The organism is uncultured Pseudoflavonifractor sp., from assembly GCF_944387805.1.
GTDB lineage: Bacteria > Bacillota > Clostridia > Oscillospirales > Oscillospiraceae > Pseudoflavonifractor.
Window position 1 is genome coordinate 61,539 of the sequence record NZ_CALXGI010000002.1, and the last position, 15,162, is coordinate 76,700.

At 54.4% G+C, this 15,162-nt stretch carries 14 protein-coding genes, 1 other RNA gene and 1 other annotated feature; of the genes, 1 reads left to right on the forward strand and 14 read right to left on the reverse strand.

The genetic code is table 11. The features are described from left to right. Nucleotides 1–24 precede the first annotated feature (24 nt). Complete coding sequence (gene murD, locus Q0K06_RS01020) at nucleotides 25–1,410, reverse strand: UDP-N-acetylmuramoyl-L-alanine--D-glutamate ligase (RefSeq protein ID WP_294547414.1); 1,386 nt, start codon at nucleotides 1,408–1,410, stop codon at nucleotides 25–27. 150 nt (nucleotides 1,411–1,560) lie between these two features. Between murD and rnpB the strand changes: the two genes are divergently transcribed. Then, nucleotides 1,561–1,909: RNase P RNA component class A (gene rnpB, locus Q0K06_RS01025), an RNA gene on the forward strand. 49 nt (nucleotides 1,910–1,958) lie between these two features. On the opposite strand, the gene Q0K06_RS01030 is transcribed toward rnpB, so the two are convergent. The 13 genes from Q0K06_RS01030 to nusB all read right to left on the reverse strand — a co-directional run bounded on the left by Q0K06_RS01030 (nucleotide 1,959) and on the right by nusB (nucleotide 15,013). Then, on the reverse strand, nucleotides 1,959–3,146 hold the full coding sequence (locus Q0K06_RS01030; RefSeq protein ID WP_294547416.1) for an AI-2E family transporter: 1,188 nt from the start codon (nucleotides 3,144–3,146) through the stop codon (nucleotides 1,959–1,961). Nucleotides 3,147–3,243: 97 nt separating this feature from the next. Next, the gene (gene tyrS / locus Q0K06_RS01035) at nucleotides 3,244–4,470 is read right to left on the reverse strand and encodes a tyrosine--tRNA ligase (protein WP_294547418.1); all 1,227 of its coding nucleotides are present in this window, start codon (nucleotides 4,468–4,470) and stop codon (nucleotides 3,244–3,246) included. Nucleotides 4,471–4,599: 129 nt separating this feature from the next. Further along, nucleotides 4,600–4,841 (reverse strand) — a binding site (T-box leader). Between the two features lie 77 nt (nucleotides 4,842–4,918). Continuing rightward, complete coding sequence (gene recN / locus Q0K06_RS01040) at nucleotides 4,919–6,622, reverse strand: DNA repair protein RecN (protein ID WP_294547420.1); 1,704 nt, start codon at nucleotides 6,620–6,622, stop codon at nucleotides 4,919–4,921. 26 nt (nucleotides 6,623–6,648) lie between these two features. After that, complete coding sequence (locus Q0K06_RS01045) at nucleotides 6,649–7,101, reverse strand: arginine repressor (protein ID WP_294547423.1); 453 nt, start codon at nucleotides 7,099–7,101, stop codon at nucleotides 6,649–6,651. 5 nt (nucleotides 7,102–7,106) lie between these two features. Continuing rightward, nucleotides 7,107–7,973 carry an NAD(+)/NADH kinase gene (locus tag Q0K06_RS01050; RefSeq protein ID WP_294547425.1) on the reverse strand — a complete coding sequence of 289 codons (867 nt, stop codon included), beginning with the start codon at nucleotides 7,971–7,973 and terminating at the stop codon, nucleotides 7,107–7,109. Nucleotides 7,974–7,977: 4 nt separating this feature from the next. After that, on the reverse strand, nucleotides 7,978–8,784 hold the full coding sequence (locus Q0K06_RS01055; protein WP_294547427.1) for a TlyA family RNA methyltransferase: 807 nt from the start codon (nucleotides 8,782–8,784) through the stop codon (nucleotides 7,978–7,980). Further along, nucleotides 8,777–10,624: a 1-deoxy-D-xylulose-5-phosphate synthase gene (gene dxs, locus Q0K06_RS01060; RefSeq protein ID WP_294547429.1), complete on the reverse strand. Its 1,848-nt coding sequence runs from the start codon at nucleotides 10,622–10,624 to the stop codon at nucleotides 8,777–8,779. Before dxs ends, Q0K06_RS01055 begins: the two co-directional genes overlap by 8 nt. Before the next feature lie 21 nt (nucleotides 10,625–10,645). Next, entirely contained in the window at nucleotides 10,646–11,110 is a 465-nt protein-coding gene (locus Q0K06_RS01065; protein WP_294547431.1) for a divergent PAP2 family protein, read from the reverse strand. Between the two features lie 6 nt (nucleotides 11,111–11,116). After that, entirely contained in the window at nucleotides 11,117–11,998 is an 882-nt protein-coding gene (locus Q0K06_RS01070) for a polyprenyl synthetase family protein (protein ID WP_294547433.1), read from the reverse strand. A gap of 109 nt (nucleotides 11,999–12,107) precedes the next feature. Next, nucleotides 12,108–12,341, reverse strand: a complete 234-nt coding sequence (gene xseB, locus Q0K06_RS01075) for an exodeoxyribonuclease VII small subunit (protein ID WP_294547435.1) — start codon at nucleotides 12,339–12,341, stop codon at nucleotides 12,108–12,110. A gap of 7 nt (nucleotides 12,342–12,348) precedes the next feature. Further along, nucleotides 12,349–13,548 (reverse strand): exodeoxyribonuclease VII large subunit, encoded by a 1,200-nt coding sequence (gene xseA, locus Q0K06_RS01080; protein WP_294547437.1) that lies wholly within the window; start codon nucleotides 13,546–13,548, stop codon nucleotides 12,349–12,351. Next, nucleotides 13,545–14,486 (reverse strand): DNA-binding protein, encoded by a 942-nt coding sequence (locus Q0K06_RS01085; RefSeq protein WP_294547439.1) that lies wholly within the window; start codon nucleotides 14,484–14,486, stop codon nucleotides 13,545–13,547. Before Q0K06_RS01085 ends, xseA begins: the two co-directional genes overlap by 4 nt. Next, nucleotides 14,483–15,013 carry a transcription antitermination factor NusB gene (nusB, locus tag Q0K06_RS01090; protein WP_294547441.1) on the reverse strand — a complete coding sequence of 177 codons (531 nt, stop codon included), beginning with the start codon at nucleotides 15,011–15,013 and terminating at the stop codon, nucleotides 14,483–14,485. Before nusB ends, Q0K06_RS01085 begins: the two co-directional genes overlap by 4 nt. Nucleotides 15,014–15,162: the final 149 nt, after the last annotated feature.

The window sequence follows — 15,162 nt, forward strand, 5'->3', positions numbered from 1 at the left end:
GATTCACTTCCTCTTTCACAGGGGTTACAGCTCCCGCACAATCCGCTTGAAAGTGTTTCCCCGTTCCATAAAGTTTTTAAACCTGTCAAAGGAGGCACAGGCCGGGGACAAAAGAACCACGTCTCCTGGCTGAGCCATGCTGTGGGCAGCCAGAACCGCCTGTTCAAAGTCCTGATACATACGGATAGGCGGGTTACTGCCGTTGTAGCCTGGTGCGTTTTCCACTGCCGTACGGATTTTCTCCGCCGTATCGCCTGTCAGTATAAGTTCCTTTACATGTTCTACGATTTCTGGCCCCAGCACATCAAAGGGAATGTGCTTATCATATCCGCCTGCAATGAGGATGACTTTCCCCTCAAAGGAACGCAGGCCGGCAATGGTTCGGGTGGGGCTGGAGGCAATGGAATCATTGTAGTACCGGACACCGTCCACGGTCCGCACCAGCTCAATACGGTGTTCCACGCCGCCGAAGCTCCGGGCAAAGAGCCGGATGGTCTCATCGGATACCAGTCCGTTGACTGCGGCAATGGCGGCCATGTAGTTTTCCACATTGTGGCTGCCGGGCAGCAGAATATCAGACAGGGACAGAACCTTCCGGTGTCCATCCCGGTCAGAGCACCAGATAGCCTCGTCCTTCACGTAAACGCCCCGGTCTAAGATCTCCTGGCGGCTGAAGCACATCACATTGCCGGGAGCCTTCTCCGCAAAGCCGCGGGTGATCTCGTTGTCCCAGTTAAATACCGCCAGGTTATCCGGGCACTGGTGGATGAAGATATTCTCCTTGGCCGCCACATACTCCTCCATGGACTTATGTACGTCCAGATGGTTGGGAGCAACATTGGTGACAACGGCGATATCAGGGCTCATATCCATGGTCATCAGCTGAAAGGAGGACAGCTCCAGTACCACCATATCATCCGGGTCCATGTTGGGGGTCTCAGACAGCAGCGGTTTACCGATGTTTCCGCCCACATAGACGTTGTATCCAGCCTTTTTCAATAGCTCCGAGATAATAGTTGTGGTTGTGGTCTTTCCATCGCTTCCAGTGACGGCAATAATCTCACAGGGACAGACCTGAAAGAATACCTCCATCTCCGAGGTTATAACGCTCCCCCGCTCCCGGGCGGCCAGCAGAGGCGTCGCGTCGGGCCTGAGGCCAGGTGTCCGGAAGATGATATCCTGGTCCAGACCGTCCATGTAGTCAGGTCCAAGACGCACCTCCGCTCCCAGACTCTCCAGCTCTTCAATAAGACCGTCGAAGTCCTTGCGCTCCTTTTTGTCACAGGCCGTCACGGACAGTCCGGCCCGCAGCAACATTTTGATCAACGGCGTATTGGAAACGCCAATACCGATGACCGCAATGCGCTTTCCCCTCAGGGAATCTAAATATTCCTGTATTGTGGAATTCATAGGAATTCCCCCCTTCGGAAAAATCAGTCGTTAACTTTTATATTATATAACCCATATCGATAAATTTCAATCGTAACTATACGTTCCTGCGCAGTCCGTCCCAGTTTTATTTGACATTTCCCTCCTCATACGATACAATATAACCCGTTGCAAGTAAGCTGGACAGCCGCGGATCGAGGCCGAAAGGCCCGATGTGAGGAAAGTCCGGGCTCCACAGGGCAAGGATAACGGGTAACACCCGCCGGGGGCGACCCTAGGAAAAGGGCAACAGAGATATACCGCCACGCGCTGCGTGGTAAGGGTGGAAAGGCGGAGGTAAGAGCCCGCCCGACGACTGGGAACTGCTCGTCGCTGTAACCTCTATCCGGAGCAACGCCGTGGGAGAACATATGGCCGGCCCGGCCGTTCTCAGGAGGCGGCTTGATCGTACCGGCAACGGTACGGCTAGATAGATGGCTGTCTTAAAAGACAGAACCCGGCTTACAGGCTTGCTTGCCACTTTAGCATGAAAAGCTCCGATTCCATATGGAATCGGAGCTTTTTGCACGCTATTCCTGGGAACCGCCTTCATCTTTACCGGAATCATGGGCCGGTTTTCCATTGCCGTCAATCCCCTTAGCCTTGAGGCGGTTATTAGTCCACTCCCGCACCAGAGCATAGATAACCGCAAAGGTAGGCACGCCCAGCAGCATGCCGGGGAAACCAAACAGCCCACCGCCTACTACAATAGCCACCAGGACCCAGATGGCGTTGAGGCCAGTGCTGTCGCCCAGAATTTTAGGGCCCAGAATATTGCCGTCAAACTGCTGGAGGGCAATCACCAGCACACCAAATCGTACCGCAGCCCACGGATCCACAATCAGGAGAATCATCACACAGGGTACCGCCCCGACGATAGGGCCAAAAAAGGGGATGACATTCGTCACACCCACGACCACGGCTACCAGCATAGGGAACGGAATACGGAAAATCAGATTTAGAATAAAGCAGAGTACGCCAATAATAGCGCTGTCAATAAGCTTTCCGTTGATGAAGCCTACAAAAACTCCGTTTGCATGGCGACAGATACTGAGGAACTGATTTGCCTTAGATGTGGGCAGGAAGGCATAAATCATCTTTTTGAGCTGTGGAACCAGACGGCCCTTCCCCGCCAGCATATAAACGGAGGAGATCAGCGCCGTCACTGCAGAGATAACCACATTGCCCACTTTTACACCCAGACTCAGCAGTTCCGGCATCTTCTGCGACACCCACTCAGCAGCCCGCTTCAAAATATCCTGATAGAGGGTTACCAGATCCGTGATCCCCTCTCCCTTTAAATGATACTGGTCAATCAGGTCCTGTACGAAGATATTCAGATTGCTGATATAGGTGGACATATTGCTCACCAGAGCTACAACGCTCTCAACAACCTGTGGGAGAATCAGGTTGAGCAGAATTACCACCACAACCAGCGCCAAAAGATATACTGTCAGTACAGAGAGACCCCGTTTACGCTTCAGATTGCAATAGACCCGGCGCTCAAAAAAGTCCATGGGTGTATTGAGCAGATATGCAATGGCGAAGCCGGCGATAAAAGGCGAGAGCACACCCAAGAATTCATCTGCTTTCTTCTGTAGTGCTCCAAAATTATGCAATGCCATGTAAAAAAGTATTCCTATCAGCACTACCAGCAGATTTGATACTGCTCTGCCATCTAAAATATACCACTTTCTCTTCGGCACTCGTTCCTCCATACTTCACTTCCCCCTTCCGCTTGGCCTTATTGTATCATGCCCTGTGTAAGGACGCAATGAAAACCGGGCATCCCAATGATGGGATGCCCGGTTTTCATTAGCTCAGCAGAGCACGGTGATAGACCTTTTTGCCCTTCTTCAGGATAATACCCTCGCCAGACAGCTCATCGGCGGCAAACGTGCGGGTGATATCAGTCACCTTCACGCCATCGGCCTCCACGCCGCCCTGCTCCACCAGACGGCGGGCCTCCTTCTTGGAAGGAGCCAGGCCGCACTTAAGCATCAGGTCCAGCACAGTCACAGAACCGTCGGCCAAGTCATCAGCAGTCAGGGTAGTAGTGGGCATATTAGCCTTGTCTCCTCCCTGGGAGAAGAGGGCGCGGGCCGCATCCTGAGCCTTCATGGCCTCCTCCTCGCTGTGGACCAGCTTGGTCAGCTCATAGGCCAGAATCTCCTTGGCAGTATTGAGCTGGGCGCCTTCCCATTTGTCCATCTCGTCGATCTGCTCCAGCGGCAGGTCGGTGAGCATCCGCAGGCACTTGAGCACATCGGCATCGCCGATGTTCCGCCAGTACTGATAGAACTCGTAAGGAGTAGTCTTAGCCGGGTCCAGCCAGACGGCCCCCTTCTGGGTCTTACCCATCTTCTTGCCCTCAGAAGTCAGCAGCAGCGTGATAGTCATGGCATAGGCGTCCTTACCCAGTTTGCGGCGAATGAGCTCGGTGCCGCCCAGCATGTTGGACCACTGGTCGTCGCCGCCGCACTGGAGATTGCAGCCCACAGTCTGGAACATGTGGTAAAAGTCATAGGACTGCATGATCATGTAGTTGAACTCCAAGAAGCTGAGACCCTTCTCCATACGCTGCTTGTAGCACTCGGCCCGCAGCATGTTGTTGACGGAGAAGCAGGCGCCCACTTCCCGCAGCAGCTCCACGTAGTTGAGCTTCATCAGCCAGTCAGCGTTGTTGAGCATCAGGGCTTTCCCCTCGGAAAAGTCGATAAACTTGCTCATCTGCTTCCTGAAGCACTCACAGTTGTGCTGGATGGTCTCCACGGTCATCATAGAGCGCATATCAGAGCGGCCAGAGGGGTCGCCCACCATGCCAGTGCCACCGCCGATGAGGGCGATGGGCCGGTTGCCCGCCTTCTGAAGGCGGCGCATCAGCATCAGCGCCATAAAGTGGCCCACGTGGAGGGAATCAGCAGTAGGATCAAAGCCGATATAGAAGGTAGCCTTTCCGTTATTGATGAGCTCCTTGATTTCCTCTTCATCCGTAACCTGAGCCACCAGGCCGCGGGCCTTCAGTTCGTCATAAATAGTCATTGTCCGTTCTCCTTCTTCTGTTTCATCAATACAGTTGTTTTCCGCAGTGTGGACATCTGGCGTTATCCATCTCATGGAGCCGGTCGCAGCAGGGACTCAGGCATAGAAAACGCCCCCTGTCCATTGCGGACAGAGGGCGTAGTATTACGCGGTACCACCTCTGGTTCGCCGCCTCCTCACAGAGACGGCCTCATGGAGTGCCAACACACCCCGGCGCGGTAACGGGCGCACCCGACACAGCCCTAATAGCATTTTGCGTTCAGGCGGCTGCTCCAAGGTGTATTTCACCAGATCCGCCCTCCCCCTCGCACCAAAACAGGGGCTCTCTGAACGGCGGCAAACCGGATACTTATCCTCTTCATCGCGATGGCAATCTGAAATTATCTGAACTATACCACAGCGTTGCCAGCTTGTCAACCCCGCATGGACAATGCAGGCATAAATAAGTTTATCCACGCACATGGCTGCGGCTCTTATACCGGGCGGCGCCGTCCAATAGCTCCCCAGCACTGGCCAGAGATGCAGCGGTAATGGCCTCGCCGGAAGTCAGACGGGCCAATTCCGCCTTTCTGGCATCTCGGTCCAGTCGGGCAACTTCTGTAAAGGTCCTTCCCTTTCTCTCCACCTTCTGAACCGAGAAATGAACGTCTGCCATGGCGGCGATCTGAGGCAGATGAGTGACACACAGAACCTGCTTATGCCGGGCCACATCCGCCATCTTTTCAGCCACCTTCTGCGCCGCCCGGCCAGAGACGCCGGTGTCCACCTCATCAAAAATCAAGGTGGTTACATCATCATTTTCAGCCAGTACGTTTTTCAGTGCCAGCATGATACGGGCCAACTCACCGCCGGAGGCAATCTTCTGAATGGGCTTCAGTGCCTCGCCCACATTGGCGGACATAAGGAACTGCACCTCATCCATTCCAGTACTGTCCAGTCCCTCTTCACAGGCCTTGCCACCAAACTCCACTCTGAACTGAACCTTTGGCATATCCAGCTGTGCCAGTTCTCTCTGAATCCGAATCTGGAGAGCCTCAGCCGCCTTATGGCGCGCATCAGAAAGTAATTTTGCCTTACAGTTCGCTTCCTTCAGTACGGCGGCATATTTCTTCTCCAGACGGACAATCGTGTCGTCAGCATACTGGATTTCATCCAGCTCTTTTTTGCACCGATCCAGATAGGCCAGCATCTCCTCCTCAGAGCTGCCGTATTTCTTTTTCAGGCGGTAGATGATGTCCAACCTGCTCTCCAACTCGTCCAGCTCACCCGGTTCAAAGTCAAAGCTCTCCCGCAAGTCACGCAACGTCTCCGCCACATCGTCCGCCGTACAGCGCAGCTCAGACACCTGCTCCAAAATTCCGGCCGCCTCCGTGCTCATGCCCGCCGCCGGGCCCAGAGCATCCTCCGCAGCGGCCAGGAGGGATGCCGCGCCATCCCTGTCCTCATCGCCGGACAGAGCAAAACAGGCCCGCTCCACTGCCTCAATAAGCTTGCCGGCATTGCGCAGCAGAGTACGGCGCTCTGTCAGCGCAGCCTCCTCTCCTGCCTTGAGCTGAGCCCGCTCCAACTCGGAAATCTGATAATTGAGGCTGTCAATCCGCCTGGCACGCTCCGCCTCATCCATCCGCAGGGCCTCCATCTCCCGGCGAATCGATATCAGCGCGCCATAGGCAGTCTGATAGTCCGCAAGCGCTCCATTGGTTCCACCAAAGGAATCCAGATAGCTCAGATGACACCGCTCATCCAGCAGCTGCTGGCCGTCATGCTGTCCATGGATGTTGACCAACTGGCTGCCCAGGGCCTTCAGCTGGGAAACCGTAATCAGCCGACCTCCCAGACGGCAGGTGTTCTTCCCATCCGGGTGAATTTCCCGGCGGAGAATCAGATTGCCCTCCTCATCCGGCCCTTCTCCATTCTCCTCAAACCAGGGCAGCTTGGGAAGGTCGGTAAATACCGCCTCCACCAAGGCTGATTTGGCTCCAGTGCGGATGAGGTCACGGCTGGTGCGCTCGCCAATGACCGCGCCGATAGCATCGATTACAATGGATTTTCCCGCACCAGTCTCGCCGGTAAGGGCGTTGAAGCCGGCGTCAAACTGGATATCTGCCGATTCAATTACCGCAATATTTTCAATGTGCAGCAGAGAGAGCACAGCAATCACCGTCCATCTGGTGGAACTTACTTCAGCATCTTATGAATTTCATTGCAGAACTCAGCTGCGGATTCATTGGTACGCATGATCAGCAGGGCAGTATCATCCCCCGCCAGACTACCCACCAAATCCGGAATTTCCATGCCGTCCACCGCGGCACAGGCAGCTGAGGCCAGGCCAGGCATAGTCTTGACCACCACAATATTCTGCGCCACATCGAAGGATGTAACGCCTTCCTTGAAGATAGTGCGCAGGCGTCCGGCAAAGTTGAGGGAAGTTTTGCGCTCAGACACCACGTATTTATAGGTGCCGTATCCAGTCAGCTCTTTGATCAGATGGAGTTCCTTGATATCTCGGGAGATCGTGGCCTGGGTTGAAGTGACGCCCCGCAGGCGCAGCTGTTCCAAGAGCTGATCCTGAGTCTCCACATCTACCTCTTCAATGATACGGAGGATCTCCTCCTGTCGTTTACTTTTCATATTTTTCACCCGTTTCCAAGTTTTTGATGGAGAATTTCATAAAAACTGCGTCCAGTGAGACACACCAGTCTAGTCTTAGACTCAGATTTTCGTACTTCGACGATATCTCCTCCTGAGAGTTTGTGCGCCTTTCCTCCATCAACGGACAGATAGGCCATCTTTCTGGCTAGTCGCCCCATACGAATGGCCACTGTACGCTCACGACTGAGCACCATGGAACGGGAATGGAGTACATGGGCACAAATAGGTGTCACAATCAGGTTCTCCGCCGTAGGCTCTACAATCGGTCCGCCGGCTGACATAGAGTAGGCTGTGGAACCGGTAGGTGTGCAGACCACAACACCGTCGCCTGCAAAGTCAGAGATCAGCTTCCGATCCCCGTACACAGAGAAATCAATGATCCGGGCCACCGCGCCTTTGGTAATTACAGCGTCATTCAACGCAATATCCTCGTAGATTACCTTACCGTCGTGGAACACCTTTACATCCAACATCATTCGGGACTCAACACTGTATTTCCCGGATGCCAGTTTTGTCAGTTGCTGCAGTTCCCCCTGCTCCAGCTCAGCCATAAAGCCGACACTGCCAAGGTTAACCCCTAAAATCGGGACATTATGGGCATTTGCATCCTTTGCGGCGTGTAAAATCGTACCGTCGCCGCCAAAACATATCAGAACATCTGCCCCAGACAGTTCACGCTGCATCTCGGAAAAATGCAAATTTTTCGGCAGTTCGACCCGGCTGCTCTTTTCCGGTGTAAATGGCAGGCAAATGACAGTTTCAACCCCAGCCGCTTTTAAAATCCGCTCTGCAGCCTGGGCCGCACGCAGTCCTTTGTCCCGGTATGGATTGGGGCTCAGCACAACTTTCATAAACTCATTCCCTCTCTAATGCGTTATGAGAGGCCAATACCAGAGCCTCCAAATCTCCTCGCCAAGTATCTTCCGAGATACCGGCAGACAAAAAACCGAGGTATTCTATATTTCCTTCAGGTCCCCGAACGGGTGAATAGGTCATATCCTTTATAGCAAAGCCTGCATCTCGGGCGTTTATGAGAAACTGCTCCAGAACCTCCAGATGTACCTTTGGATCCCGGACCACCCCTTTCTTTCCCACCTTCTCTTTCCCTGCTTCAAACTGAGGCTTGACCAGGCATACTACATGCCCATCCGGCTTCAGCAGTCCTCGCACTGCAGGCAGAATCAGTCGCAGTGAAATAAAAGAGACGTCAATACTTGCAAAGTCCAGCTCATCCGGAATTTGTTCATGAGTGAGATACCGGGCATTGGTTCGTTCCATACAGATAACGCGCTCATCACTCCGCAAGCTCCATGCCAGCTGTCCATACCCCACGTCCACAGCATAGACCTTAGCTGCACCATTCTGCAGCATACAGTCCGTAAATCCCCCAGTTGAGGCTCCAATATCTCCGCAGATTGCACCAGTGAGCACAATGGGGAAGGTCTGCATGGCCTTCTCCAGCTTCAGCCCGCCCCGGCTGACATAGGACAAGGTCTTACCGCGCACCTCAATTTCGGCGCTTTCCTCAATCTGAGCCCCAGCTTTATCTACCTTCTGGCCGGCCACATAGACCTGCCCTGCCATAATCACAGCCTGCGCTTTTTGACGGCTTTCCATCAATCCACGCTCGCAGAGCAGGACATCCAATCGTTTCTTAGACATGTGTACAGACCTCCAGTGCCTTCTGGCAGAGACTTTCTCCATCCAATCCGCAGAGCTTCCTCAGTTCAGCTACTGACCCGTGGGACACAAAAGCACGCCCAAGGTTGCAAAGTGCCATTTTGGGCGCTGGTATGCCCGTCAGCGCCAATTCAGCGGCAACTCGGCGTCCCACACAGTTGGCATCCATCACATCCTCTGCTACGAGAAGCCTGCCCGTTTTAGAAACAGAGCGTTGAATTATTTGAATATCAATTGGTGTAATTATATTTAGCTTTATAACTTCAGCAGATATGCCGCGCTGCTCAAGCAGTTTGGCGCAACGGAGCACCTCATTTATCATGACCCCGTATCCAACCAAAGTAATGTCATTGCCCTTCTGCAGCAGGACGGCAGGCGCTGTCCCAGCGTCTGCCGTGTATGTGCCCTCTCCTCCGCGGGGATAACGCAGCGCCACAGGACCACACACTTCTTTTATAGCATAGGCCAGCATAGTTCTCAGTTCGGCAAAGCTGGCCGGACATAAAACCGTCATACCTGGAACTGTATCCAGAAAAGCCGTATCAAAAACACCGTGATGGGTCTCTCCATCCTCCCCCACCAGTCCGGCCCGATCCACTGCAAAAACCACATGGAGTCCTTGAATCGCAACGTCGTGGATCAGCATATCATAGCTGCGTTGAAGGAAGGTAGAATAAACTGCAAAAACCGGTACTAGGCCCTGCTTAGCCATTCCGGCTGACATAGCCGTAGCATGCCCTTCTGCGATGCCCACATCAAAATAGCGCGTTGGAAACCGCTTGGAAAACTCACCTAAACCTGTACCGTCCCGCATTGCTGCCGTAATAGCACAAATTCTTCGATCATCTTCAGCGAGCTCACAGAGCGCCTCGCCAAATGCGGAGGAGAAGTTGGGACTTCCTGCAGACAGGGGCTCACCTGTCTGCACGCAAAAGCGCCCTACACCATGAAAACGATCTGGATTCTGTTCAGCAGGTGCATACCCATTTCCCTTTACAGTCCTTATATGGAGCAGGACAGGGCCTTCAATATCCTTGGCATACCGGAGCAGGCTGGTCAATCTCTTTACATCATGGCCGTCTACTGGACCCAAATAAGTAAAACCCATGTCTTCAAAGAAAGAGCAAGGCAGCAATGTCTCCTTAACTGCTTTTTTTATTCTGTGAGTAATCCGATAGAGGGTCTTTCCCCCCGGCAGCGTACTGGTTATCTTCCGATATCCTTTTTTAAACCGCAAATACTGGGGTTTAAGGCGCTGTCGGGCCAAATGCTCTGCAATGCCGCCCACATTCTTCGTAATTGACATGCCATTGTCATTGAGGATAACAAGCATCCGCTCTCCGCTATTTCCGGCATCAGAGAGTCCCTCATATGCCAGACCGCCAGTGAGTGCACCATCGCCAATAAGCGCAATTACATAGTAATTCTCACCAAGGATCGTCCGCCCTCTTGCCATTCCAGTCGCTACGGATACGGAATTGGACGCATGTCCAGCGATAAAGGCATCGCAAATACTCTCTGCAGGCTTCGGAAAGCCAGCCAGTCCGCCAAACATACGTAGGTTGGCCATCTCATCTGCCCTACCCGTAAGAACTTTATGGGTATAGCACTGGTGTCCTACATCAAAGACCAATCTGTCCCGCGTAAAATCAAACACCCTGTGAAGGGCTACCGTAATCTCAACCGCACCCAAGTTGGAGGCCAGATGCCCTCCGGTCTTGGATACGGAGTCAATCAGTCCGGCACGAATACGGGTGCAAAGCGTCTCAGCTTCACAGTCCGTTATATGCTTGATATCCGGAATATCCGCTTGCTGAATCATAGGCACCTCTATATAAATAACTTATCGAATCAGAAAGGCCCCCACCAAGCCAATAGCAATGCCCAGCAGTGCACCCATGACCACCTGCATGGGCGTATGGCCCAGCAACTCTTTCAGCTCTTTTCCGAAGAGCTCTGGCTTCATCTCACTCCAGTGGTCCATCATGTAATTGAGGATTTTGGCCTGCTCTCCGGCGGCTTTCCGGACATTGGCGGCGTCGTACATCACCACAATGGCCACCACTGTCGCAATGGCAAACAGCGGCGAAGAAAAGCCATACAGCATACCTGTAGACGCGGCACAGGCACAGACAAAGGCAGAGTGAGAACTGGGCATACCGCCGCTGGCCCAAATTTGGCGCCAATCAAGCCGGCGTTTGATCAAAAGCTGAATTACTACCTTCAATACTTGGGCAGCAGCCCAGGAAACAGCAGCTAAAATCAGAATCAGATTGCCCAGATGGTAATTGGCGGCATTCAATTCCATATGTGGTCACTTCTCCCGTTTCACCAATTTATCTGCCAGCCAGCAGAGGAATCCGGTGTCCTCAAAGGTATTCCGCAGTGTCTCTTTGGCCGCTTCGGTCTTCTCGCACACCAGCTTCTCAGATTCTTCTATCCCCTTGAGGCTGACAAACGTCACCTTCTCATTGGCAGCATCCGACCCAACAGGCTTGCCCAGTTTAGCCTCATCTCCATTTACATCCAGCATATCATCCCGAATCTGAAAAGCCAGTCCCAGCAGTTGAGCATACTGCCGCACTGCCTTTCGCTCCTGCTCCCCGCCGCCGGCCACAATGCAGCCAATTTCAGCCGCCGCAGAAATAAGCGCTCCAGTTTTCAACCGTTGGAGCTCCTCCACTTCAGATAGAGCCAGAGAGTGTCCCTCTCCCGCCATATCTAGCGCCTGACCTCCAACCATCCCCCGCGCTCCGGCCGCACGGCCCAGGCAGGCGGCAGCTTCCAGCGCCCGTTTCGCACTGAGTGCTGTACCGTGCTCAGCGATGGTCTCAAAAGCAGCGGTTAGCAGAGCATCCCCAGCCAGGACTGCAGTGGCCTCACCGTAGACTTTATGGTTTGTCGGACGCCCACGGCGCAAATCGTCGTCATCCATGCAAGGCAGATCGTCGTGGATCAGGGAATAGGTGTGAACCATTTCCACTGCACATGCAAAAGGCAGCGCAGTATTCACGTCTCCCCCGCACATACGGCAGGTCTCCAGCGTCAGCACAGGCCGAAGGCGCTTTCCTCCCGCCAGCAGGCTATACAACATGGCGTCATAGAGATCGGCGCGGGACTCCCGCCCCGCGAAACAGTGCCGTAAATAATCTTCAACTAAAGCTCGGTCCGCACGGAGCACTTCTTCATACATCATCCTGGAAACTCCTTTGTCCTGCAAAACTTCAGCGCTCCTAACCTAAATCAGGTTGTCTTGCGCCAAAAAACACGCAGAGACACCACACACATCTCTGCCGGGAGAACCGCTAAATATTCTGGTCCATAGGCTGCTCCACCGGTGTTCCATCCGGAGCAGCCGTCAGCTTGATGACCTTCTGCTCCGCCTTGTCCAGCATAGTAGAGCACTTCTTCATCAGGCTTGTTCCTTCCTCAAAAAGCGCCAGAGCATCCTCCAGCGGTGCGTCTCCCTGCTCTAGCTTAGATACAATCTCCTCTAAACGGGCCATAGCCTGTTCAAAGGTCAGCTTTTTCTCTGCCATCTGTTAATCAATGCTCCTTTACAATACAGGGAATTTCTCCGTCTGACACCCGCAAATTCACAGTATCACCCGCTGTCACGTCATCTTTAGAACGCACTACGGTACCATCTTCCCGCCTTGGAATGGCATAGCCTCTTGCCAGTACCTTCAAAGGACTCATAGCGTCCAGGGCCGCCGCCAGCCGGGCAAAACGCTGACGCTCCCAATTCAGAGCGCCTGAGAGGCCATGGGCCAGCCGCGTACGCTGATAATCCAGCAGAACACGCCGGTCCTCAATGTAATTCATGGGATTTTGTAAAGCCCGGCTGCCTGACAGATGTTCCAGCCTGGAAGACAGCTCTTCCAGGCGGCGGGACATAGCTTGATTCATTCGAGCCGACAGGTGCGCCAATTGTCCCATCACATCATTCTGATCCGGAACTGCCAGCTCCGCCGCATTGGAAGGTGTGGCCGCGCGCAGGTCTGCCACAAAATCCGCAATGGTCACGTCCGGCTCATGCCCCACAGCAGAGATCACCGGAATCTGGGAGGCATAGATGGCCCGGGCTACAATCTCCTCATTAAACGCCCACAGATCCTCCATGGAACCGCCGCCCCGGCCGGTAATAATGAGGTCGGCCAAACCTAGTCGGTTGACCCAGCCCAGCGCCGCGGCAATCTCGCCAGGGGCCTCCGCTCCCTGGACCCGTACTGGTACCACGGCTACCTGGGCCATGGGCCATCGTGCTTTCAGAATCCGCAGCATATCCCGCACCGCTGCACCGGCGGCCGAGGTCACCAGAGCAATGCGCCGGGGATAGTGAGGAATTGTTTTTTTATGAGCTGGGTCAAACAAGCCCTCGGCGTACAGCCTGGCCTTGAGCTGTTCAAAGGCCACATAGAGGTCACCCACGCCATCAGGCGTCAGAGCGCTGACGTAGAGCTGGTACTGCCCATCCCGGGGGAACACCGTCACCCGGCCGAAGGCAACTACCTTCATGCCGTTCTCCGGCCGGAACCGGAGAGCAGACGCCTCCCTGCGGAACATGACGCAGCGAATAGCCCCTCCTTCGTCCTTCAGAGAGAAATAGTGATGTCCGGATGGATACATCTTATAGTTGGAGATCTCACCCCGGATATAGATGCCGGAGAGCATGTCATTCCCATCCAGCAGATCCTTGATATACTGATTGACCTGGGCGACGGTATAGACCGTATCATTTCTCACGGGTGTCCTCCCTCCGCCTGTACGCTCCGCCAAGTCAGAATAGCCACACCCATGGCGTTATCCGTAGAATACCTGGGCTCAGCAAAGACCGCTCCCTTCAGCTTCTCACGCAGAAGCGTATTGGAAGCCACACCGCCGGAGCAGAGCACACGCAGTCCAGGCCGCTCCTCCAGAGCTGCTACTGTGGCCCTGACAACTGCGTCAGCAATGGTATTTAGCGTAAAACGGGCAATGTCGGCAGGGGCTTCCCCCCGCTCCGCCATGGCCTTCACCTGGTTTTCCACGCCGGAGAGGGAGAAGGCGCAGCCGTTAAGCTTCACCTTAAAGCGTTTCTCGCTCTGGGACTCCCGGGCCAGGACATCCAGGGCCTTTCCACTGGGGAAATCCAGGCCCAGCAGCTTCCCGGTCCGGTCGATGAGCTGCCCGGCAGAGATGTCGCTGGTACCGCCGATGGCCTGCGCGTGAACATTGACCCCTTCCGGCTCTACATACAGCAGCTCCGTAGTGCCGCCGGAGAGGTGCCACGCCAGAATGGGCTCATCCAGCAGATCCAACTGACCGGCAGACCAGGCCGCGGCAGCAATATGGCCCTGCTGGTGTGACACCGGGAAAAAAGGCACATTCAAAGCAGCAGCCAGAGCGCGCCCCTGCCCCTCTCCCGCCAAGAAGCAGGGCATGTAGGAACCGTCCACTGCCCGGGGGCGGGTGCTGGCACCCACAGCAGCCAGTTCATGGAGCAAATGTTTCTCGTGAAGCTGCTCAAAGAGTTCAGGCAGCCGTTTTACATGCTGGAACAAGGCGTCGCTCTGGCGCAGCCCAAGGGTGCCAGAGGGCACGTCCAGCAGACGTCCGATGTTCTCCCCTGAGGTTCCATCAAATACAGCCACAGAAGTGGTGTAGTTGCTGGTATCAAGGCCCAGACAGCGCAGTTCGGTCATACTTTGGGAGCCGCCTCGCTCTCTCCTTCAGTGGGCTCGGCGTCAAAAATATCCTCCGCCTGGAAGGCAGACGCCCGCTCGGGAATGGACTCCTGGCGGACAAAGGAGCCCAGGATGCCGTTAATGAAGGAGACTACCTCGGGAGTCTCATACCCCTTCGCAATCTCCAACGCCTCATTGATGGCCGCGGCATTGGGCACATCCTGCATGTAGAGAATCTCATACATGGCTACCCGCATTACAGCCACTGCCAGCCGGGGGATTCGGGAGAAGGTCCAGCCGATGGCGTAGCGGGAGATATAATCGTCCAGCTCGGGGCAGTGGAGGTAAACCCCACGTACAAGCTCGCTTATGTACTCTCGCTGCTTGGCGTTGGGATATTCGGCGTAAAGAGGCTCCTCCTCCCCGATGAGTGCAAAAGTCGCGCGCGTCAGGGCCGTACTCAGAAGCTCATCAGCGGTCTGGTCGGTAAAGCTAAGCTCAAAGGTGAGGTGCACGGCAATTTCTCTGGCGTTGGTCCTGGTCATGTCTCTTCCTCCGTCGCGGGCCGGTCTGCCGGCCCTGCTATTTCTCTCATAAATGGATAGTCCAATGAATATAACCCTATTATATACAATGTCCGGCCAAAGATAAACCCCCAGTTTTGCACCTGTACGCAAAAAAGCATTGAGCGCGG